The following is a 22,152-nucleotide window of genomic DNA, read 5'->3' as shown; positions in this document are numbered from 1 at the left end:
ATGACAGAAATCCAGAACCCATACAAGACCGATTCACAAAAAACTTGGCCGCGTCGCGACACAAAATTTCGTGAGGTGGCTGCAAAACGTAAGCTTCGGTCTGTGAGGGCGCCGCCGGCCCGACACTGGCTTTACCCGTTTTCTGGTGGCTGGCTCTTGCGGGCGGACCATGAAACCGGTCAAGGTCCCGGCGATTTTCCCAACACAGGCAGACGCATGTTCTTCGCTTCCGACAATTGGGCAGGCGCCCACCCAAGCATTGCAGCCGGCCTCTCGGCCCATACCGCCGGCTTTTCGACCGCCTATGGCGACGGTGCGCTCGACCAGGCCGTCTACCGGCGCTTCAGCGAGATTTTCGAACGCGAGGTGGCCGTGTTCTTCGTGGCGACCGGCACCGCCGCCAATTCGCTGTCGCTGACGACCTATAACAAGCCAGGCGGCATTTCCTTCGCGCACCGCGAATCGCATGTTATCGAGGACGAGTGCGGCGCGCCGGAATATTTTTCCGGCGGTGCGCGGCTACACGCGGTCGACGGCGCCCTGGGCAAGATCGAACCACACAATCTGGACAGGGCTATCGGCCGTTTCGCCGGCGAGGTGGTCCATTGGGGCCGGCCGATGGCCGTTTCGATCACCCAGTCGACCGAGGTCGGCACAATCTATGGCCTGGCCGAGATCGAAGCGATCTCGGCGATCGCCAAGCGCCATTCTGTGCCGCTGCACATGGACGGCGCCCGCTTTGCCAATGCGCTGGCCGCGCTCGACACCACGCCAGCCGAAATGACGTGGAAACGCGGCGTCGACATCCTGTCCTTCGGCGGCACCAAGAACGGCTGCTGGTGCGCCGAGGCGATCGTGCTGTTCGATCTCGACCGCGCTGGGGAATTGGCCTTTCTGCGCAAGCGAGCGGCACAGCTGTTTTCGAAGTCGCGTTTCGTCGCGGCGCAGTTCGAAGCCTATTTCAAAGACGGGCTGTGGCTCGACACCGCAAGGCATGCCAACGCCATGGCAGCGCGCCTCGCGGCGGCGATCGAGGATTCGGCCTCGGCCAAGCTGGCGTGGCTGCCGCAGGCCAACGAAGTCTTCGCTGTGATCAAGAAAACGCAAGCCGAGAAACTGCAAGCGGCCGGCGCGGCCTTCTACGACTGGCACAGGCCGCACGGCTTCGACGGTCATATCGGCGAGGACGAGCTGCTCTATCGCTTCGTCACCAGTTTTGCGACGACCTCGGAGGAAGTCGACCGCTTCGGCCAGTTGATCGCCGGCTAACCGGTGTCCCGGGCAACAAAAAAGCGGCGCCTTTCGGCGCCGCTTTCCGTCTCGGGAGGAGACTTTAGACTTTAGGCAGCGGTCTTGGCCTCGATCTGCTTGGCCTTGGCCGGAGCCGAGGTGATCGCGATCTTGCGCGGCTTCAGCTCTTCGGGAATGTTGCGCTTGAGGTCGACGAAGAGCAGGCCGTTCTTCAGCGCGGCGCCGACGACTTCAACGTGATCGGCAAGCTGGAAGCGGCGCTCGAAGGCCCTGGAGGCAATGCCGCGATAGAGCAGCTCGGAGCCTTCGCCGGTGCCCTCGTCCTTGCGCTCACCCTTTACGGTCAGCACGTTGCGGTGGGCTTCGATCGAGATCTCGTCATCCGAGAAGCCGGCAACCGCCATCGAGATGCGGTAGGAATCCTCACCAGTGCGCTCGATGTTGTAGGGCGGATAGGTCTGCGCGCCATCGGGCTGGGCGAGCGAATCAAGCATCGTGAAGAGACGGTCGAAGCCGACGGTCGAACGATAAAGCGGGGAAAAATCAACGTGACGCATGAGGTGTTCTCCTGTTGAGCAACATGGTTTGCGTATGGCCGGTGCGAAACCCGTGAGCGGCGTTTCGGGAGGACCAGCGGCCCCGACATTGGCGGCCGCAATCCACATCTGGGGAGCGCTTGAAAGCATTTCAAGTTTCGTTTGACCGGAAAAGAATGAGGCGGCCAGCCTTTGATGAACGGCAGATGAACCGGCGCTTCGGCGCCCGTTCAGACAGCCGCCGCTAAAGTGGCTCTCAAGATCAAGGATTGGCGGCGCCGGTTTTCCAGAGGTGCCGCAACGAGGCCGAACCGGGTGTTAACGTCCCTTCCTCCCGGATCGACAGGGGCCGGAAGCGCGCTCAAAGCCGCTTCCGGCCTTCCCCGTTGCGGTCCTCCACAAGCCGGATTTGCTTTGCTTTTGACGTATTGGCGTCTATCACCTTGACGAGGCCAGCCGCGACAGGCTGGCGCGCAAAGACGCCGAGCACAAAGCGCCGAATGACGGATCTTTTCCACGACGCCCCTCTTTTTCACGAAGTTGAAGGCAATCCGCGACCGGAAAACGCCACAGGCGGCTTTTTCACCACGCGCGACGGCAAGAAGATACGTTACGGCCTGTTCGCAGCGGTGGCGCGTCCAATGCGCGGCACCGTTGTGCTGCTTGGCGGCCGCAACGAGTGCATCGAGAAATATTTCGAGACCATCCGCGACCTTGCCGCGCGCGGCTTCGGTGTCGCCACCCTCGACTGGCGCGGCCAGGGCGATTCCGACCGGTTGATCCGCGATCGTCAGCGCGGCTATGTCAGGTCGTTCCGCGACTATACGGCCGACTTGGAGCAGTTCTTCGAGGAGATCGTGCTGCCGGACTGCCGCGGACCCTACTACATCCTTGCCCATTCCGCCGGCGCTGTGATCACGCTGCTTGCCGCGCCGTCGATGGTCAACCGCGTGCGGCGCATGGTGCTGATCGCGCCATTCCTGACATTGCCCGACCTGCCGGTCTCGATACGGACGGTGCGCCGGGTCTGTTCGCTTTTCTGCGCCCTGGGGCTCGGCAGGCTCTATGCCGCGTGGGGTCCACGGCCGAGACACACCCTACCCTTCGAAGTCAACAAGGTGACGTCGGATCCACAGCGCTATCGCCGCAACACGCGCATCTATGAAGAATATCCGCAACTGGCGCTTGGCGGGCCGACGATCCGCTGGCTGCAGGCGGCGGCGAAGGCCTCTGAAGCCATCAGCGACCCCGACTTCATGGCCCGCATCCAAGTGCCTCTGCTGATCATCGCCGCCGGCGCCGACCAGGTCGTCTCGACCAAGGCGGTGGAAAAATACGCCAGAAGCCTGAGGCTCGGTTCGCTGTTGATGATCGACGGCGCCAAGCACGAGATCCTGCAGGAAGTCGACCTCTACCGCGAACAATTCCTCGCCGCCTTCGACGCCTTCGTCCCCGGCTCGGACGATCCGACGGCCTGACCAGTGCCTTAGGTCTCTTCGAGATAGCCTAGCTGACACCCCGTTGTCAGGAGGAGCGCACAGGCCAGGTCCCCAGTAGGCAAACTGCTAAAGATTCTGACAGTCCGCGGCAGCTCCGGAATGCTCATCTGCATGCGTGGAATTGAAAGCTATGGAGATGAGATCATGACCGAGAAAACCTGCGCTGCCTGCGATTGCCAACTGGACGCCAACCCGATCCGCGTGAAGGTCGGCGGCAAGACCGTCGAGGTCTGCTGCGAGGAATGCGCGCAGGCGCTGAACGAAGCCGGCGCCTCGGCGGCCGGCACGGGCGAGGATTGAGCGATGCGCCCCGACCACACAACCGTACACGGCCTTGCCGGCCGGGCGCCGGCAGTCCGCGCAGCGACCACCAAGCAGTCATTGCGTGCCCACTGTATTGCGGCGGCAAGATGGTTCGGCCGCCAGATGGAGAAACGAAGGAGCCGCCTTGCCTTGCTCGAAATGAGCGACGAACAGCTCAAGGACATCGGTCTTTCGCGTGGCCAGGCCTATGCGGAATTCAGGCGCCGCTAAGCGCCTGTCGAAAGTCTCCTGACAGGACTGGGCAGTCCGTCTGCGTAAAGTGGTCTCCGCAATTCCGGACTCGTTTCCGGCGCGAGGAAAGAGCGCAACGGACATGTCGCAATTCACGGTGCAGCCGCTTCTCGACACCGGCACCGTCAGGGTCAGGGACGTCGTCTGCGGCGGCGAGTGCCGGCACAGGAGCGATGAGGAATGCACCGCGGCCACGCATCTGGTGTTTCCCTATCGCGGTGTCTTCGTGCGCCATGTCGGCCGCAACGACGCGGTGGCGGAAGCCAATCAACTGCTGTTCTTCAATGAAGCCGAGCCTTATCAGGTCAGCCATCCCATCGAGGGCGGCGACGCCTGCCTCGACCTCGTCATCGAGGACGGTCAATTGCGGGAGCTGGCGCCGAAGGATCAGCTTCGCTCCGGCGGCACGCTGGCGTTTCGTCGTCAGCGCCGGCGCATCGACCCGCGCGCGCAGGCGCTGGTGGCGCTGCTGCGCCACAGCCTGAGCCGCAAGGTCGCCGAAACGCTGGAGGCCGAGACGCTCGCCCTGACACTGGTACGGCGCTCGCTTGGCGAGCGCACCTCGCATGTCGCGGGCGCCAGCCCTGGCCGGCAGAAACTGGTCGACCGCGCCAAGCTCGTGCTGTCGTCGGACCTGTCACGGCGCTGGACGCTGGCCGGGATTGCCGTCGAGGTCGGCGTTTCGCCGGTCTACCTGACGCAGGTGTTCCAGCAGGTCGAAGCCATGCCGCTCTACCGCTATCATCTGCGCCTGCGGCTGGCGCGTGCGCTTGACCTGCTTGGCCGTTACGACAATCTGACCACGCTGGGCATGGATCTCGGCTTCTCCAGCCACAGCCATTTCAGTGCCGCGTTCAAGCAGGTCTACGGGCGTACGCCGGCGGAATTCCAGCGTTCGATACGGTCGCGCTGACCGCAGGCGATGTCAGCCGCGCAGGGCAGCCATGGCGGCGGCATGAAGCTCCGGTGTCGCCGCCGCCAGCACATCACCGCCATTCTCCGCCGGCCCGCCGTCGAAGGTGGTGACGACACCGCCGGCCTTCTCGATGATCGGGATGAGCGCGACGATGTCGTAAGGCTTCAGGCCGGGATCCGTGACGATGTCGACGCTGCCCGAGGCGATCATGGCGAAGGCATAGCAGTCGGCGCCGTAGCGGGCGAGTTGGACCTGTTTCTCGAACGCGTCATAGCGCGTGCGCGCTTCGCCCTTGAACAATGCCGGCGTGGTGGTGAACAGCGTCGCCTCATCGAGTTTTGTCGTCTTGCGGGTCGACAGTTTTCGCGGACCGCCCGGTCCCTCGTAATGCGAGCCGGATCCATTGGCGTAGAACAGCTCGCCGGTGAAGGGCTGCGCCATCATGCCGGCAACCGCGTCGCCGTCGACCGTCAACCCGACCAGCGTCCCCCACACCGGCAGGCCGGAGATGAAGGCGCGCGTGCCGTCGATCGGATCGATAACCCAGACATGCCGGCTGGAGATGTTCTCGCTGCCGTGCTCTTCGCCCAGGATACCGTGATCGGGATACTCGGCCGATATCAGCGCCCGGATGGCGCGCTCGGCCTCGCGGTCGGCCTCGGTGACCGGATCGAAACTGCCCTTTTCCTTGTTGGCGACCGCGCCTTGGGCGCGAAAGCGCGGCAAGGTCTCAGCCGCTGCCGCTTGCGCGATACGGCGCATGAAATCGACGCTGATGTCCAACTGATTCTCCCGCGTTGCAGCATGCCCAGACAGTCGTTTGCCGTCACTTTCGTGCCAAAACAAGGGTGTTCGAGAATTTTCCGGCAGCGACACCTGTTGCTGAAATGTCACGTTTCTGTCAACGAAACGCAATTTCCACATCACTCTGAATTAAAAAAGCCTGAACGTCGCTTGACATTTGTGCGCTGCACAATACCCTCATTCTCGGATAGGGTTTCCTGTCCATGCCCTCCTTGGGCGTTTCCTCCCTAGACTTCGACCGTATCGTGCAAACGATGCGGTCTTTTTTTCAGCCGCTCCCGAAGCGTACCGCCCAAAACCACACGAGGGATCTTCGGGCAGTCGCACGCATGGAACAAGGCGTGATCTTCACTCCGCGGCCAGCGGCAGGTCGATGAAATGGTGATCCGGCATCGCCATCAGGTCGGCCGAAAATCGCGTCAGATCGTCGGCCAGCGCGTCGAAGCCGGCGGCTTTCTCGAATGTCCGCTCATTCATGTAGAGCCCGCGATTGACCTCGATCTGCAGCGCATGCAGATGACGCGCCGGGCGGCCGTAATGTTCCGTGATGAAACCGCCGGCATAAGGCTTGTTGTGAGCAACGGTATAGCCCATCGCGGTCAATAGGCCGATCGCGGTTTCGGTCAGGGCCGCGGTGGCCGAGATGCCGAAACGGTCGCCGATGATGAAATCCGGCCGCAGCCCGTTGTCGCCGACACGGATGCTCGCCGGCATCGAATGGCAGTCGATCAGCACGGCAAAGCCGAAACGGGCGTGGGTCCGGGTCAAAAGCCGCTTCAGCGTTTCGTGATAAGGCTTGTAGACGGCTTCGATGCGGGCAACCGCCTCGGCGAGCGGCAAGCGGCCCGCATAGATGTCGAGCCCCTCGCCCACCAGCTTCGGCACGGTGCCGAGCCCGCCGGCCACGCGCGCGGAGCGGATGTTGCAGAAGGACGGCACCGGCTCGGCGAACATGCGCGGGTCGAGTTCCCATGGCTCGCGGTTGACATCGAGATAGGCACGCGGAAAATTTGCCGCCAACATCGGCGCACCCAGCGCCACGGCGCCGCCGAACAGCTCGTCGACATAGCAATCCTCCGAGCGGCGGATGGCGTTGCGATCGAGCCTTGCCATGGCAAGGAAGCGTTCAGGATAGTAGCGGCCGCTATGCGGTGAATTGAAGAGGAAGGGGACGCGCTGCTCGGCGCCCGACCGGATTTCGAAGGGTGGAAAGACCGAAAAATCCTCGGCTGCCGTCTTCAATTTGAACGAACCCGAAAACACCAGTGCATCATGGCATGAAACTGCCACCTTGCTGGCCGCATGTCCAGCATTTCAGCCGTCGTGCCGCTTGGCAAATGTGGGGCAAGCGCGTCGGTGTTCACTTGATGTTTACTCTCACCTCCTCATATACAGGATGGTTAACGGGCCTGCCCCTCGGCAGTCTCGGCGGGTGATTCGGACGGGACAACATGGCACGCATTCTTCTGGCGGAAGACGACGACGATATGCGTCGGTTCCTCGTCAAGGCGCTGGAGCGCGCCGGTTATCAGGTCAGCGATTTCGACAACGGCGCCAGCGCCTATGAGCGGCTGCGCGAAGAACCATTCTCGCTGCTTCTGACCGACATCGTCATGCCGGAGATGGACGGCATCGAATTGGCGCGCCGCGCCACCGAGATCGACCCCGACCTCAAGGTCATGTTCATCACCGGTTTCGCCGCCGTCGCGCTGAACCCGGATTCCAAGGCGCCGAAAGACGCCAAGGTGCTGTCCAAGCCCTTCCACCTGCGCGACCTCGTCAACGAGGTCGAGAAGATGCTGCACGCGGCCTGAGCCGCCTTCCGCAAGCCGCCGGGTCAGTCCACAGCCGCGGCGAGACGACGTGTTTTTCCTCTTTTCCTGCTATTGACGCGCCTGACCAAAAATGGTGTATGCGCGGCTTCGGATGGGCGTGTAGCTCAGCGGGAGAGCACTGCATTGACATTGCAGGGGTCACAGGTTCAATCCCTGTCACGCCCACCATCCAGATCCAAACCAGCTGAGTCGAAGAGATAGGGCGTAAGGCCTGGCCGCCGCTGCGTGCCCTGATTCCCCCACTGCCCTATTCCCTCATCGAATCATTGCGGTGTCGGGTCAGGCTATTCCCAGGCCTGTCAGCGAGTTTTGCGAAGGGGCAAGCCACAACACTCGAGTTGGCGGCCGCGGCCAACCTGTGTGCCACTCAGACGCCCGCGACGGCGCAGAGGCTCTTCATCCTGGCAACCGCCATCTCCGGGTCGGCCAGCAATCCAGCCTGATCGGCAAGGCGGAAGACTTCGGCATAATGGCGGATGCCGCGCGCCGACTGCATGCCACCGACCATCGCGAAATGGTCCTGGTGGCCGTTCAGCCAAGCCATGAAGACAATGCCGGCCTTGTAATATTCGGTCGGCGCCTCGAAGATTTTTCGCGACAGCGGCACGGTCGGCGCCATCAGCGCGTCGTAGCCGGCACGGTCGCCGTCAGCCAGCTTCGCCAGCGCCGCATTGGCAACCGGCGCGATCGCGTCGAAAATGCCGAGCAGCGCGTGCGAGTGGCGCTTGCCGTCTCCGGCGATCAGTTCGGGATAGTTGAAGTCGTCGCCGGTGAACATGACGACGCCGTCCGGCAGCCGGTTCCTAAGCGCCACCTCCTTGCCGGCGTCGAGCAGCGAAATTTTTATCCCTTCCACTTTTCCGGCGTGGCGTTCGATGATGGCGACGACGGTGTCGAGCGCGGCCTCGAAATTCCCGCTGCCCCAATAGCCTTTCAACGCCGGGTCGAACATGTCGCCCAGCCAGTGCAGGATGACCTTGCCGGAGGCCTGAGACAGGATGCGGTCGTAGACACGCGCATAGTCGTCCGGGCCCTTGGCGACGGCGGCCAGCGCGCGGCTGGCCATCATGATCGCCTTGCCGCCTTGCCCTTCGATGAAAGCGAACTGCTCCTCATAGGCGGCGATCACATCATCCAGTGTCCTGGCCGACGCCGGCGCCAGATGGTCGGTTCCGGCGCCCGAGGCGAGGTCGGCGTCAGCGACGGTCCTCGCCTCCGCGATTGATCGGCGGATCAATTCCCTCGCGCTCCGCCAATCGAAACCCATGCCGCGCTGCGACGTGTCCATCGCCTCGGCGATGCGGAAGCCGAGCCGCCAAAGATGATGGCGAAACGCCATCGTCCTATCCCAGTCGACAACCGGCCGCGACCATGGATCGGTCATTTCCAGGGGATCGGCGACGACATGCGCGGCGGCATAGGCGATGCGCGGGAACCGTGCGCCGATCACCGGCTGGACCGGCTGTCCGACAAGCGCGTAGCGTGTGCTGCGGCCACCCGCGCCGGGCAAGGCAATGTCCATCGATCTCTCCGTTTTCGGCATTTACTAAATGGAACGTTCCAATAAATCAAGAACCTTTAAGATTCGAAAGCGGCCGCCGACCAATGCTGCGTTGCAACACATGAAGCCTTGAATGGTATATCGTTGGACCACGTATGATCGCCTCGCTGGATCGAGAAAAAATCCCGATTGACTCATCCACGGAGCAGGGATTAGAACGTTCCAATAAATTCGATTGAGAAAACCGGGAGGAGACATCTGGATGGCCAGCCGCGCCAAGGCGACGATCTTCGACATCGCCCGCGAGGCAGGCGTGTCCAAATCGACGGTGTCGCTCGTGCTCCAGGGCAGCGGGCTGATCCGCCCCGAGACCGCGGTCAAGGTTCGCAAGGCGATCGAGGATGTCGGCTATGTCTACAATCGCGGCGCCGCCAATCTGCGCAAGGCCCATTCCAACGTCATCGGCATGGTCATCAACGATCTCACCAATCCGTTCTTCGCTGAACTGGCAGTGGGCATGGAGCGCGTCTTCCAGTCGGCCGGCATCGTGCCGTTCATCGCCAACACGGCGGAGAACCCGGTGCGCCAGGAAGAAGTGTTGAAATCGCTGATGGAGCAAGGCGTCGCCGGCCTCATCGTCTCGCCGGCGCGCGGCACCACGCCGGGTGCCTTCCGGCGGCTGGAGATGGCGGGCGTTCCGGTCGTCTTCGCCATGCGCCGCTTGCCGGAAAGCCGCATCCCGGTGATCACGCCCGATAATCATCGTGGCGCCTATCTCGCCACCGCTCATCTCGTCGGCAAGGGGCATCGCCGCCTGGCCTTCTTCGGCGGCTCGTCCGACCTCATCGTCTATCATGAGCGCTTGGGCGGCTTTCGCGAAGCCTGCGAAACGCTTGGCATAGACCCCCGCGACGCGCTCATCATCGAGGGCGAGACCAACCGCAAGGGCGGCATGGCCTGCCTGGAGACGTCGCTCGCAATGGCCGAGCCGCCAACGGCGGCGCTCTGCTTCAACGATGCCGTCGCCTTCGGTGTCATGCTGGCGCTGCGCAAACGCGGACTTGAGCCGGGCGCGGATTTCGCCGTCGTCGGCTTCGACGATGTGGTCGAGGCCGAACATTACATGCCGGCGCTAACCAGCGTCGCGGTGGACTCCGCCGGTCTCGGCGAACGCGCGGCCCACGTCATGATCAAGATGATCCAGTCGCGCACCACGCGCGCCGAGGACCATATCGGCGCCGTCAATCTCGTGGTCAGGGAAAGCTGCGGCCCAGATCGCCGCACGCGAAACAGGCCCGCGGCAACGGGAGCCGCAAGATGAGCATCAAATGGGGGCTGATCGGCGCCAGCACGATCGCCCGGCAATTCATGATCGACGCCGTTCGCGCGCAAGCCGATGGCGAGATCGCGGCTGTAATGAGCTCCAGCGAGGAACGCGCCGCGGCCTATGCAAGGGAAAATGGCATTCCGGCCGCCGTATCAAACCTCGATGCCTTGCTCGGATCCGACATCGACGCCGTCTACATCTCGACCACCAACGAACTGCACCTCGAACAGGCACTCGCCGCGATCGAGGCAGGAAAGCATGTGCTGTGCGAGAAGCCGCTGGCGCTGACCAGCGACGACGCGCGTAGAATGGTCGCCGCGGCCAAGGCCGCGGGCATTGTGCTCGGCACCAATCACCATCTGCGCAATGCCGGGGCTCACCGGGCGATGCGCGAGGCGATTGCCGCCGGCCGCATCGGCCAGCCCATTGCCGCGCGGGTCTTCCATTCCGTCTACCTGCCCGAGAACCTGCAGGGTTGGCGCATCGCCAGGCCCGAGGCCGGCGGCGGCGTGGTGCTCGACATCACCGTGCACGATGCCGACACGCTTCGCTTCGTGCTTGGCGACGATCCGGTCGAGGTTTCCGCGTTCACGCAATCGGCCGGCATGGCCGGCAGCGGGTTGGAAGACGGCGCCATGTGCATCTGGCGCTTCAAGTCGGGCCTCATCGCGCAATCGCATGAAGGCTTCACCACCAGATTTGCCGACACCGGTTTCGAGGTGCACGGCTCGCAGGGTTCGCTGATCGCCCGCAATGTCATGACGCAGAAACCGGTCGGCACGGTGACGCTGCGCACCGCGGGTGGCGAGGAAGAATTGAGCTTCGACCGCGACAACCTCTATGCCAGGTCGGTGGGCCGGTTCCATGCCGCGATCCGTGGCGAGGACCAGCCCTCCGCCACCGGCGAGGACGGCATCTGGTCGCTCACAGCGGCCGAGGCGGCATTGCAGTCGGCCAATTCCGGCAGAGCCGTCAAGATCGACCCGAAACTCGGGAGCATGAATTGAGCAAGGTCGTTTCATCGGCGCAGGCAGCCAGCCTGATCAAGGACGGCATGGTCGTCTCGGTGTCCTCGTCGAGCGGTCTTGGCTGTCCGGACGCCGTGCTCGCCGCCATCGGCGAACGCTTCGACAGCGAAGGCCATCCGAAGGACATCACCACCCTGCATCCCATCGCCGCCGGCGACATGTATGGCATCAAGGGCATCGATCATCTGGCCAAGCCCGGCCTGTTGAAGCGCACGCTGTGCGGCTCCTATCCGTCGGGGCCCTCCTCGGCCGAACCGCCGCAGATCTGGAAGATGATCGGCGACAATTCCGTCGCCGCCTATAACGTGCCGTCCGGCATCCTGTTCGACATGCACCGCGAGGCCGCCGCCAAGCGGCCGGGCGTGCTGACCAAGGTCGGCCTCGACACTTTCGCCGACCCGCGCCACCAGGGCTGCGCCATGAACGCCGCCGCCGGCGAACCGATCGTCTCGGTGCAGCAATTCGACGGCGAGGAATGGCTCTATTTCCGCGCCATCGTGCCGCAAGTCTCGATCATCCGCGCCACCACGGCGGACGAGCGCGGCAACCTGACCTACGAGCATGAGGGCGCCTATCTCGGTGGGCTGGAACAGGCGCTCGCCGCCCGCAACAATGGCGGCATCGTCATCGCGCAGGTCAAGCGCGTCGTCGAGAACGGCACGCTGAAGCCGCATGATGTGCGCGTGCCGGGCGTGCTGGTCGACCATATCGTCGTGGCGCCCGACCAGTTACAGACGACGCTGACGCCTTACGATCCGGCGATTTCGGGTGAGATCTTCCGGCCGCTGTCGACCTTCCGCAACGCGGAGATGAACGTCCAGAAGGTGATCGCGCGCCGCGTCGCCATGGAGCTGCGCGACGGCATGGCCGTCAACATAGGCTTCGGCATCTCGGCCAACGTGCCGCGCATCCTTCTGGAAGAAGGCCAGCACGGCAAGGTCACCTGGGTGATCGAACAGGGTGCCGTCGGTGGCGTGCCGCTGCTCGACTTCAAGTTCGGTTGCGCCTCCAATGCCGAGGCGATCATGCCCTCGCCGCACCAGTTCATCTATTTCCAGGCCGGCGGCTTCGACGCCTCGCTGCTCTCCTTCCTGCAGATCGACCGCCACGGCTCGGTCAATGTCTCGAAACTTTCGGCGCGGCCGCATGTCACCGCCGGCGCCGGCGGCTTCGTCGACATCACGTCACGGGCGAAGAAGATTGTTTTCTCTGGCTTCTTCAACGCCGGGGCAAAGCTCTCGCTGGCCGATGGCGGCATTCGCATCGATGCGGAGGGCAAGGTCAAGAAAGTCGTCAATGAGGTTGAGCATATCTCCTTCTCGGGCAAGCGTGCCGTCGCTCAAGGGCAGGACATCACCTATGTCACCGAGCGCTGCGTGATGAAGCTGACGCCCGATGGGCTGATGGTGACGGAACTGGCGCCCGGTATCGACCTCGAGCGCGATGTGCTGGCACAGGCCGAGATCCCGCTCAACGTGGCCAATGACCTCAAGGTGACGCCGGCCGCGCTCTACCAGGATCGGCCGATCGGCCTGTCACTCAATGGCGGCGCCTCGCTTGGAGGCGCGCATGGCTGAGCGCCTCGTCACCTTCGAGCGGGATGGCGCGATCGGCATCGTCACCTTGCGCCGGCCCGAAAAATTCAACGCGCTCGACATCCCGATGCTGCGCGCGCTGGAGGCGGCTCTCGATGAGGCGGAAAGCGCCGAAGATGTCCGCGCCGTCCTCATATGCGGCGAAGGCAAGGGATTTTGCGCCGGCGGCGATGTCGAGGCCTGGGGCGGCATGAGTGCCGCAGATTTCCAGGTGCAATGGGTGCGCTACGGCCACCGTGTCTTCGACCGGCTGGCACGGCTGCGGCAGCCGACCATCGCCGTTCTGTCCGGCCATGCTCTCGGCGGCGGGCTGGAACTGGCTGTCGCTTGCGATTTTCGCGTCGCCGAAACCCAGGTGAAGCTCGGCTTCCCCGAGACCTCGATCGGTGTCGTCCCCGGCTGGTCCGGCACGCAACGCGCGGTGCGCCGCTTCGGCGCCCAGACGGTGCGTCGCATGGCTGTCGGTGGCGAGATTTTTCTGGCGGCTGAAGCGCTCGTGCTTGCCATCGTCGACCGCGTCGTCGAAACCGGCAAGGCGTTAGACGAAGCCAAGGCCTGGGCTGGGAAAATCGCCGAACGCGGGCCGCTGGCGACCGAAGCCGCCAAGCTGATGATCGCCGTTGGCGAAGGCGAGGAAAGCGCTGCCGCGACCGAAGCCCTGGCCAGCGGTTTCATAGCGCTCACCGGCGATCTCAAGGCCGGCGTCGGCTCCTTCAAGACCAAGCAGAAGCCCGTGTTTTCGCGTTCCTAGGACAGAGTGGAAATCACATGAATGCACCTCTGAAGATTTCCATGCCCGCCGAGGCTTCCGCCGCGCCCAAGGCGTACAAGCTGCTGATCGACGGCAAGCATGTCGATGCCCGCGACGGCCGTATGCTGGAACGCAAGAGCCCCGGCCACGGCTTCACCGTTTCACACTATGCTCAGGCAGGGGCTGCCGAAGTGGAAGCCGCGATGCAGGCCGCGCACAGGGCGTTCGAGACCGGTCCTTGGCCGCGCATGAAGGCGGCCGAGCGCGCCGCGATCCTGCTCAAGGCGGCCGACCTGATCGAGGCCCGGCTGGAAGACATCGCCCGCCTCGATGCGCTGGAATCCGGCAAGCCGATTACCCAGGCGCGCGGCGAGATTGGCGGCGCCGTCGACATCTGGCGCTATGCCGCCTCGCTTGCCCGCACGCTGCATGGCGAGAGCTACGCCAATCTCGGCGACGCCATGCTGGGCGTCGTGCTGCGCGAGCCGATCGGTGTCGTCTCGATCATCACGCCGTGGAATTTCCCGTTCCTCATCGTCAGCCAGAAACTGCCTTTCGCGCTGGCCGCCGGCTGTACGGCCGTGGTCAAGCCGAGCGAGATGACGTCGGCCTCGACCTTCGTGCTCGGCGACATCCTGATGGAGGCTGGCCTGCCCGCCGGCGTCGTCAACATCCTCGCCGGTCTTGGCGCCGATGTCGGCGCGCCAATGGTCAGCCATCCCCTGGTCGAGATGGTGTCGTTCACCGGTTCCACCCGCGTCGGCAAGATGACCATGGCGGCGGCCGCGAATTCCCTGAAGAAGGTTTCGATGGAACTCGGCGGCAAGAACGGCCAGATCGTCTTCCCCGATGCCGATCTCGAGGCGGCCGCCGATGCAGCGGTGTTCGGCGGCTTCTTCAATGCCGGCGAATGCTGCAATGCCGGCAGCCGGTTGATCGTGCACGAAGCGATCGCCGACGATTTCCTGGCCGCCGTGAAGGCGTTGACCGCAAAGGTAGCCGTGGGCGATCCACTCGATATCAGGACCAAGGTCGGTGCGATGATTTCCTCCGACCATCTGGCCAAGGTCACCGATTACATCGCGGCCGCCGCGAGTGACGGGGTCCGCATCTACAGCGGCGGCGGGCAACTCCCTTCCAATGCCGGCCAATATCTCGATCCGACGATCTTACGCAACGTCACCGAAAACATGGCCGTCGCCCGCGAGGAAGTGTTCGGGCCGGTGCTCTCGGTGCTGACTTTTGAAACGATTGAAAAGGCGTTGCACATCGCCAACAACACGCCCTATGGTCTGTCGGCGGGTGTGTGGAGCGCCAGCATCGACACCTGCATGTCGGTGGCGCGGGGCGTGCGTTCGGGGACGGTCTGGGTGAACACGTTCATGGAAGGTTATCCAGAACTGCCGTTCGGCGGCTACAAGCAGTCGGGCCTGGGCCGCGAACTCGGCAAGCGCGCCGTCGAGGACTATACCGAGGAAAAGACAATCCAGTTTCATCGCGGCCAGCGCACCGGTTGGTGGGTCGGCTGAGTTGGGAGACCCCGGCGGCATCCGCCGGTCACGTGAGTTGCAACAAGGGAGGAAGTACATGTTGCGCAAACTGCTTATCGGAACGGCTCTCGCTTCGGGCCTGGCTTTCGCGGCCCATGCCGAGGACGTCAAGGAAGTGCAGATGCTGCATTGGTGGACGTCGGGCGGCGAAGCGGCTGCCCTCAACGTGCTCAAGCAGGATCTGGCCAAGGAAGGCTATGCCTGGAAGGACGTGCCGGTGGCCGGCGGCGGCGGCGATGCCGCCATGACCGCGCTGAAGGCGATGGTCGCGGCCGGCAACTATCCGACCGCCTCGCAGATGCTCGGCTATACCGTGCTCGACTATGCCGCGGCCGGCGTGATGGGCGACCTCACCGAGACGGCGAAGAAGGAAGGCTGGGACAAATCGGTTCCGGCCGCCCTGCAGAAATTCTCCGTCTATGACGGCAAGTGGGTCGCCGCTCCGGTCAACGTCCACTCGGTCAACTGGCTGTGGATCAACAAGGCGGTGATGGACAAGATCGGCGGCGCCGAGCCGAAGACCTTCGATGATTTCATCGCCCTGCTCGACAAGGCCAAGGCGGCCGGCGTCACGCCGCTCGCGCTTGGCGGCCAGAACTGGCAGGAAGCCACCATGTTCGATTCCGTCGTGCTGTCGACCGGCGGGCCGGAGTTCTACAAGAAGGCGATGAACGACCTCGACGACGCCTCGCTCAAGTCCGACACGATGAAGAAGTCGTTCGACAACCTCGCCAAGCTCGTCACCTATGTCGACCCGAACTTCTCGGGCCGCGACTGGAACCTCGCCACCGCCATGGTCATCAAGGGCGATGCGCTGGTGCAGGTCATGGGCGACTGGGCCAAGGGCGAGTTCCACGCCGCCAACAAGACCCCGGGCACCGACTTCCTCTGCTACCGCTTCCCGGGCACAGACGGCTCGGTGATCTACAACTCCGACATGTTCGGCATGTTCAACGTCCCCGACGACCGCAAGGCGGCCCAGGTCGCTCTGGCCACAGCCACGTTGTCGAAGAGCTTCCAGTCGGCCTTCAACGTCGTCAAGGGTTCGGTTCCGGCCCGCACCGACGTGCCTGACACCGACTTCGACGCTTGCGGCAAGAAGGGTATCGCCGATCTGAAGAAGGCCAATGAAGGTGGCACGCTGTTCGGCTCGCTAGCCCAGGGTTATGGCGCGCCTCCGGCTGTCGCCAATGCCTACAAGGACGTCGTCTCCAAATTCGTCCACGGTCAGATCAAGACCTCGGACGAGGCCGTGACCGAACTGGTCAAGGCAATCGACGACGCCAAGTAAGCATTACGCACAAAAACACCTTCCCCGCTCCGGCGGGGAAGGCTTCCGGTCCGTGAGGCCGGTCGGCCGGACGCCGACGGGAGGAACCCCATGAGCACAGTTGCGACAACCCAGATCAAGCTGACGCCGGAGCATGCCCGCCCGCGCACCTCGGTGCGCGGGCGCCTGCAGGACGCCTTGCCCAAGATCGTGCTGGCGCCGAGCTTCGCCATCACCGTCGTCTTCGTCTACGGCTTCATCCTGTGGACGATCTACCTGTCCTTCACCAACTCCAAGACCTTTCCGTCCTACGCCATAACCGGCGCGCGCGCCTACCAGCGGCTGTGGAACTGGACCTTCGACACCGATCCGCCGTCGAGCTGGTACACATCGATCACCAATATGGGCATTTTCGGCTTTCTCTACATCTTGATCTGTCTGGCGCTCGGCCTGTTCCTGGCCATCCTGCTCGACCAGAAGATCCGCGGCGAAGGCGTCTTGCGTCCCATCTACCTCTACCCGATGGCGCTCTCATTCATCGTCACCGGCGTCGCCTGGAAATGGTTCCTCGACCCTGGCCTCGGCCTCGAGCAGACGCTGCACCAATGGGGCTGGACGAGCTTCCATTTCGACTGGATCAAGAACAAGGATTTCGTCATCTACACGGTGGTCATCGCCGGCGTCTGGCAGGCCTCCGGCTTCATCATGGCGATGTTCCTGGCCGGCCTGCGCGGCATTGACGGCGAGATCATGAAGGCGGCGCAGATCGACGGCGCCACCACCTTCCAGCTCTATCGCCGCATCGTCATTCCGCTGCTGCGGCCGATCTTCCTGTCGGCCTTCATCGTGCTCGCGCACCTTGCCATCAAATCCTACGATCTGGTCGTGGCGCTGACCAGCGGCGGTCCCGGCGGCTCGGCATGGCTGCCATCCAATTTCATGTATGAATACACCTTCAAGCGCAACGAAATGGCCGTCGGTTCGGCAAGCGCCGTGATCATGCTGATGACCATCGTCGCCATCATCGTGCCCTATCTCTATTCGGAATTGAGGGAGAAGCCGCGATGAGCGCCGTGACCACTCCCGCCCGCCAGGCCAGCGGCGGCATGAACGTCAAACTCGTCAACCGCATCGTCATCTACGGACTTCTGGCGCTGTTCGCCCTGTTCTATCTGATGCCGCTGTTCGTCATGCTGGTGACCTCGTTCAAGACCATGGACGAGATCCAGAACGGCAACATGCTTTCGCTGCCCAAGGCGCCGACCTTCGATCCCTGGCTGAAGGCCTGGGGCGAGACCTGCGTCGGCCTCACCTGCGCCGGCATCAAGGGCTATTTCTGGAACTCCATCAAGATGGTGGTTCCCGCCGTGCTGATCTCGACCATGCTCGGTGCGCTCAATGGCTACGTGCTGACCAAATGGCGTTTTCGCGGGGCGACGCTGGTGTTCGGGCTGATGCTGTTTGCCTGCTTCATTCCGTTCCAGTCCGTTCTGTTGCCGATGGCGACGATCCTGGGCAGCGTCGGCCGCTTCGGCGTGACGCTGCAAAACTCGATCGGCACCAGCTTCGGCCTCGGCAATTCGACGGTCAATCTGGTCTTCGTCCACGTCGTCTACGGCATCGGCTTCACCACGCTGTTCTTCCGGAACTATTACGAGGCGTTCCCGACCGAACTGGTCAAGGCCGCCCAGGTCGACGGCGCTTCGTTCTTCCAGATCTTCCGGCGCATCATGCTGCCGAACTCGATGCCGATCTTCGTCGTCACCGTCATCTACCAATTCACCAACATCTGGAACGACTTCCTGTTCGCCTCCGCCTATGCCGGCACCGGCGATGCGATGCCGATGACGGTGGCGCTCAACAACGTCGTCAACACCTCGACCGGCGTCGTCGAATACAACGTCAACATGGCGGCGGCGATGATCGCCGCACTCCCCACCCTTCTCGTCTATGTGCTCGCCGGCCGCTATTTCGTGCGTGGCCTGATGGCGGGCGCGGTCAAAGGATAACCCAATGGCTTTTCTGGAAATTGATGGTCTGAGGAAGCGTTTCGGCCAGGTCGAGATCCTGAAAGGGATTAACCTCGAGCTGGAAAAAGGCGGCTTCCTGGTGCTGGTCGGTCCTTCCGGCTGTGGCAAGTCAACCTTACTCAACACCATTGCCGGACTGGAGACGATCACCTCTGGCGATATCCGCGTCGACGGCCGCACCATCACCGATCTTCATCCGTCCAAGCGCGATATCGCCATGGTGTTCCAGAGCTATGCGCTCTACCCCAACATGACGGTCGCCGGGAACATCTCCTTCGGCATGGAAATGCGCGGCGTGCCGGCCGACGAGCGGCAGAAGGCGATCGACAAGGTGGCCAAGATCCTGCAGATCGGCCATCTGCTGCAGCGCAAGCCGAGCCAGCTCTCCGGCGGCCAGCGCCAGCGCGTCGCCATGGGCCGGGCGCTGGTGCGGGACCCCAAGCTGTTCCTGTTCGACGAGCCGCTGTCCAACCTCGACGCCAAGCTGCGCGTCGACATGCGCATTGAGATCAAGCGCCTGCATGCCACCACGGGTACAACGATCGTCTATGTCACCCACGACCAGATCGAGGCGTTGACGCTGGCGACCAAGATCGCCGTCATGCGTGACGGCGAGGTGCAGCAATTCGGCACGCCGGCCGAAATCTACAACAACCCCAGCAATGTCTTCGTCGCCGACTTCATGGGGTCGCCGGCAATGAATCTGATCCCGGCCACCATCGGCGGCAATGGCGGCGATCTGGCCGTCGTGCTCGATCGCGAGGCACGCCAGCCGATCACCTTGCCGATGGCCAACGCGCCGGCCGGATTGTCGGCATTCAAGGGCAAGCCGATCATCTTCGGCGTCCGCCCGGAGGCGCTTACCGATCCCGAAGGCGCGGAACGCAACGCCTCGCAAATCGCCACCGCCGATTGCCATATTGAGGTGGTGGAACCGGCCGGTTCCGACACTTTCGCCGTCACCAATCTCGGCGGCAAGGGCGTGGTGGCACGGCTGCGCGCCGATGCCAACATCCAGCCGGGCACCAGCACGCCACTGGCCTTCAACCTGACCAAGGCGGTGTTCTTCGATCCGGCGACCGAGAACCGTATTCGCTGATGCGTCTCGCCAAAAGTGGATCCGGTTTTGGGGCAACGACATGCATCAAAACAAAGGACCTGAAGCGCGTCGCATGTGTCAATTCAATCGCGGCGCGCTTTAGGTGATGGCAAACCCCGATATCGTCATCATCGGTTCCGGCATCGGCGGCGCCACGATCGCTGCCGGTCTGGCCGGCAGCGGCGCCTCCATCCTGATGCTGGAGCGCGGCGAACCCTTGCCGGCGACCCCGCATGCGCGCGACACGCGCTCGATCTTCGTCGACGGCCACTACCGGCCGAAGGAGATGTGGCGCGAGGCCGGCGGCGGCGCCTTCAACCCAGGCAATTACTACTATGTCGGCGGCAACTCGAAATTCTTCGGCGCGGTGCTGATCCGCTATCGCAAGCAAGACTTTTCCGACATGGAGCACTTTGGCGGCGTGTCGCCGGCCTGGCCGTTTTCCTATGACGAATTCGAGCCATGGTATTCGAAAGCAGAGCAGCTTTTCCGCGTGCGCGGCGCGCTGGGCGAGGATCCAACCGAGCCATTTCATTCGGTTCCCTATGCCTTCAAGCCGGTGCCCGACGAGGCGCCGATCGCGCGTGCCCGCGCCGAGCTCAAGGGACTGGGCCTGCATCCGGCCTCCCTGCCACTCGGCGTCGACATAGAGACATGGCTGAAGGAGGGCAGGACCGGCTGGGACGCCTTCCCAAACACGGGCCAGGGAAAGATGGACGCGCAGACCGCACCGCTGGCAGCGGCATTGACCGATCCGAACATCAAGCTCGAGACCGGCGCCTATGTCGAATATCTCGAGACTGCCCCGGACGGCAAATCCATATCCGCCATACATTATCGCCAGAACGGCGAGCTGAAAAAGCTGTCGCCGAAACTGGTCATCCTGTCGGCCGGCGCGGTCAATTCAGCGGTCATCCTGCTACGCTCGCCCTCACCCGGTAATGGCAAGGGGGGCGACAAGGGCCTGGCCAACCGCTCCGACCAGGTCGGGCGCAATTTCATGAACCACAATTCGAGCGCCATGCTGGCGATCGATCCGCGCCGCAGGAATGATGCCGTCTACCAGAAGACGCTGATGCTGAACGACTACTATTTGTCCGACGGCAAGGGCGGCAAACCGCTCGGCAATGTCCAGCTTCTCGGCAAGATCGACGGCAACATGCTAAGGGCCAATGTGAAGCGGGTGCCGAAATTCGCGCTCGATTACATGGCCAGCCATGCCGTCGACTGGTACCTGATGTGCGAGGACCTGCCCGATCCCGAAAGCCGCATCATGGTCGACGGGAAGGACATCGTCATGCAGTGGCGGCGCTCCAACATGCAGTCGCTCGATGGGCTGACCAAGGTGATGCGCGCGAATTTTCGCGCCTGCGGTTATCCCATCGTGCTGTCGCGCCCTTTCGACAAGCGTACGCCCTCGCACCAGTGCGGCACGGTGAAAATGGGCGACGACCCGGCGACATCGCCGCTCGACCCCTTTTGCCGCGCCTTCGATCACCAGAACCTGTTCGTCGTCGACGCCAGTTTTCTGCCGAACTCGGCGGCGGTCAATCCGGCGCTGTCGATCGCCGCCCAGGCGCTACGGGTGGCGGACCATATCCGCAAGAGCGAACTAGCATGACCGGTTTGCGCCGCCCCTCATCCGCCTGCCGGCACCTTCTCCCCGTGAAGGACGGGGAGAAGGGACCTGGCCGCAACGCCGGCGACCTTTTTGCAGCGCTGGCGATTGGCGAAAGCGGCGATGACAGCGTCCTTCTCCCCGTCACTATACGGGGAGAAGTGCCCGGCAGGGCGATGAGGGGCAGCGCTAGCATTCGCAAGGCTAGCGCCCCATGACGCGCCCTGCCGCCATAGTCACCGGCGGTGCACGCGGCATTGGATTGGCCTGTGCCGAGGCGCTCGCCGACGCAGGCTTCGATATTCTTGTCGCAGACCTAGCCGACCAAGCGCCGGCCAATCTCGCCGCCAATATCACCGCGCGGGCTGCAAAATTCGCCTATATCAGATGCGACATCGCCAATCTCGAAAGCCACGCCGACCTCGTCGATATCGCCATGCGTGCCTTCGGCCGCATCGACTGCCTGGTCAACAATGCCGGCATCGGCGCCGTCGTGCGTGGCGACCTGCTGGATCTCAAACCCGACAATTTCGACCGCGCGCTCGGCATCAACCTGCGAGGCACCGTCTTCCTCAGCCAAGCCGTCGCCAAGGCGATGCTCCGCCAGCCCGGCGATCATGCGAAATCGATCATCACCATCACATCGGTCAGCGCCGAGATGGCCTCTCCAGAACGCTCCGAATATTGCATGTCGAAGGCAGGGCTTTCCATGTGGGTGAAGAACCTCGCGCTCAGGCTCGCCTCGGAAAACATCGGCGTGTTCGAGCTGCGGCCGGGCATCATCCGCACCGACATGACGGCGGGCGTGACCGCCAAATATGACGCGCTGATCGAAGGTGGATTGGTGCCGGCGAAACGCTGGGGCGAAGCCTCCGACATCGGCGCCATGGTGGCGGCGCTCGCTGCCAGCAGACTGGGCTTTTCGACCGGCTCGATCATTAATGTCGACGGCGCGCTCTCGGTGCCGCGGCTGTGAACGGATGAGAC

The 22,152-nt window shown here is 63.4% G+C and carries 21 protein-coding genes and 1 tRNA gene; 18 read left to right on the top strand and 4 right to left on the bottom strand.

Going from position 1 to position 22,152, the window contains the following annotated elements:
* The first annotated feature begins 216 nt into the window (after positions 1 to 216).
* Entirely contained in the window at positions 217 to 1,269 is a 1,053-nt protein-coding gene (locus EN845_RS08935; protein WP_127278509.1) for a low specificity L-threonine aldolase, read from the top strand.
* A gap of 71 nt (positions 1,270 to 1,340) precedes the next feature.
* Here EN845_RS08935 and EN845_RS08930 read toward each other — a convergent pair whose 3' ends face one another.
* A complete protein-coding gene (locus tag EN845_RS08930; protein ID WP_027142918.1) occupies positions 1,341 to 1,808 on the bottom strand; it encodes an Hsp20 family protein in 468 nt (155 codons plus the stop codon).
* Between the two features lie 479 nt (positions 1,809 to 2,287).
* On the opposite strand from EN845_RS08930, the gene EN845_RS08925 reads away from it, so the two are divergent.
* The 4 genes from EN845_RS08925 (at position 2,288) to EN845_RS08915 (ending at position 4,754) form a co-directional block, all read left to right on the top strand.
* Complete coding sequence (locus EN845_RS08925; RefSeq protein WP_127278508.1) at positions 2,288 to 3,265, top strand: alpha/beta hydrolase; 978 nt, start codon at positions 2,288 to 2,290, stop codon at positions 3,263 to 3,265.
* Positions 3,266 to 3,430: 165 nt separating this feature from the next.
* Positions 3,431 to 3,586, top strand: coding sequence for a hypothetical protein (locus EN845_RS35420; protein ID WP_167531297.1), 156 nt, complete (start codon positions 3,431 to 3,433; stop codon positions 3,584 to 3,586).
* A gap of 3 nt (positions 3,587 to 3,589) precedes the next feature.
* Positions 3,590 to 3,820, top strand: coding sequence for a DUF1127 domain-containing protein (locus EN845_RS08920; protein ID WP_127278507.1), 231 nt, complete (start codon positions 3,590 to 3,592; stop codon positions 3,818 to 3,820).
* A gap of 103 nt (positions 3,821 to 3,923) precedes the next feature.
* Positions 3,924 to 4,754: an AraC family transcriptional regulator gene (locus tag EN845_RS08915; RefSeq protein ID WP_127278506.1), complete on the top strand. Its 831-nt coding sequence runs from the start codon at positions 3,924 to 3,926 to the stop codon at positions 4,752 to 4,754.
* A gap of 12 nt (positions 4,755 to 4,766) precedes the next feature.
* Here EN845_RS08915 and hisN read toward each other — a convergent pair whose 3' ends face one another.
* Positions 4,767 to 5,540 (bottom strand): histidinol-phosphatase, encoded by a 774-nt coding sequence (hisN, locus tag EN845_RS08910; protein ID WP_127869909.1) that lies wholly within the window; start codon positions 5,538 to 5,540, stop codon positions 4,767 to 4,769.
* 369 nt (positions 5,541 to 5,909) lie between these two features.
* Entirely contained in the window at positions 5,910 to 6,851 is a 942-nt protein-coding gene (locus EN845_RS08905; protein WP_127869910.1) for an N-formylglutamate amidohydrolase, read from the bottom strand.
* 161 nt (positions 6,852 to 7,012) lie between these two features.
* Here EN845_RS08905 and EN845_RS08900 point away from each other — a divergent pair, with 161 nt between their 5' ends.
* Both EN845_RS08900 and EN845_RS08895 read left to right on the top strand, forming a co-directional pair.
* Entirely contained in the window at positions 7,013 to 7,375 is a 363-nt protein-coding gene (locus EN845_RS08900) for a response regulator (protein WP_010911372.1), read from the top strand.
* A 114-nt stretch (positions 7,376 to 7,489) separates the two neighbouring features.
* Positions 7,490 to 7,564, top strand: a tRNA-Val gene (locus EN845_RS08895).
* A gap of 199 nt (positions 7,565 to 7,763) precedes the next feature.
* Here the strand turns inward: EN845_RS08895 and EN845_RS08890 are convergent.
* Complete coding sequence (locus EN845_RS08890; RefSeq protein ID WP_127280118.1) at positions 7,764 to 8,918, bottom strand: dihydrodipicolinate synthase family protein; 1,155 nt, start codon at positions 8,916 to 8,918, stop codon at positions 7,764 to 7,766.
* 241 nt (positions 8,919 to 9,159) lie between these two features.
* Between EN845_RS08890 and EN845_RS08885 the strand changes: the two genes are divergently transcribed.
* The 11 genes from EN845_RS08885 (at position 9,160) to EN845_RS08830 (ending at position 22,141) form a co-directional block, all read left to right on the top strand.
* Complete coding sequence (locus EN845_RS08885; protein ID WP_127869911.1) at positions 9,160 to 10,218, top strand: LacI family DNA-binding transcriptional regulator; 1,059 nt, start codon at positions 9,160 to 9,162, stop codon at positions 10,216 to 10,218.
* Entirely contained in the window at positions 10,215 to 11,231 is a 1,017-nt protein-coding gene (locus EN845_RS08880) for a Gfo/Idh/MocA family oxidoreductase (RefSeq protein ID WP_127279787.1), read from the top strand. The genes EN845_RS08885 and EN845_RS08880 overlap by 4 nt, the downstream gene beginning before the upstream one ends.
* Positions 11,228 to 12,829, top strand: a complete 1,602-nt coding sequence (locus EN845_RS08875; RefSeq protein WP_127279786.1) for an acyl CoA:acetate/3-ketoacid CoA transferase — start codon at positions 11,228 to 11,230, stop codon at positions 12,827 to 12,829. Before EN845_RS08880 ends, EN845_RS08875 begins: the two co-directional genes overlap by 4 nt.
* Positions 12,822 to 13,598 carry an enoyl-CoA hydratase/isomerase family protein gene (locus tag EN845_RS08870; protein ID WP_127869912.1) on the top strand — a complete coding sequence of 259 codons (777 nt, stop codon included), beginning with the start codon at positions 12,822 to 12,824 and terminating at the stop codon, positions 13,596 to 13,598. The genes EN845_RS08875 and EN845_RS08870 overlap by 8 nt, the downstream gene beginning before the upstream one ends.
* 17 nt (positions 13,599 to 13,615) lie before the next feature.
* Positions 13,616 to 15,127, top strand: a complete 1,512-nt coding sequence (locus EN845_RS08865; protein WP_127279784.1) for an aldehyde dehydrogenase family protein — start codon at positions 13,616 to 13,618, stop codon at positions 15,125 to 15,127.
* Between the two features lie 58 nt (positions 15,128 to 15,185).
* On the top strand, positions 15,186 to 16,439 hold the full coding sequence (locus tag EN845_RS08860; protein ID WP_127869913.1) for an ABC transporter substrate-binding protein: 1,254 nt from the start codon (positions 15,186 to 15,188) through the stop codon (positions 16,437 to 16,439).
* A 90-nt stretch (positions 16,440 to 16,529) separates the two neighbouring features.
* Positions 16,530 to 17,486, top strand: coding sequence for a sugar ABC transporter permease (locus EN845_RS08855; RefSeq protein ID WP_127869914.1), 957 nt, complete (start codon positions 16,530 to 16,532; stop codon positions 17,484 to 17,486).
* The gene (locus EN845_RS08850; RefSeq protein ID WP_127869915.1) at positions 17,483 to 18,427 is read left to right on the top strand and encodes a carbohydrate ABC transporter permease; all 945 of its coding nucleotides are present in this window, start codon (positions 17,483 to 17,485) and stop codon (positions 18,425 to 18,427) included. The genes EN845_RS08855 and EN845_RS08850 overlap by 4 nt, the downstream gene beginning before the upstream one ends.
* Positions 18,428 to 18,431: 4 nt before the next feature.
* Positions 18,432 to 19,547 carry an ABC transporter ATP-binding protein gene (locus EN845_RS08845; protein WP_127869916.1) on the top strand — a complete coding sequence of 372 codons (1,116 nt, stop codon included), beginning with the start codon at positions 18,432 to 18,434 and terminating at the stop codon, positions 19,545 to 19,547.
* Positions 19,548 to 19,653: 106 nt separating this feature from the next.
* Complete coding sequence (locus tag EN845_RS08840; protein WP_127279213.1) at positions 19,654 to 21,168, top strand: GMC family oxidoreductase; 1,515 nt, start codon at positions 19,654 to 19,656, stop codon at positions 21,166 to 21,168.
* A 211-nt stretch (positions 21,169 to 21,379) separates the two neighbouring features.
* Positions 21,380 to 22,141: a 3-ketoacyl-ACP reductase gene (locus EN845_RS08830; RefSeq protein WP_127279214.1), complete on the top strand. Its 762-nt coding sequence runs from the start codon at positions 21,380 to 21,382 to the stop codon at positions 22,139 to 22,141.
* Positions 22,142 to 22,152: the final 11 nt, after the last annotated feature.

Source organism: Mesorhizobium sp. M8A.F.Ca.ET.202.01.1.1 (assembly GCF_004791595.1).
Taxonomy (GTDB): Bacteria; Pseudomonadota; Alphaproteobacteria; order Rhizobiales; family Rhizobiaceae; genus Mesorhizobium.
This window is presented reverse-complemented; position numbering and strand designations above follow the sequence as displayed.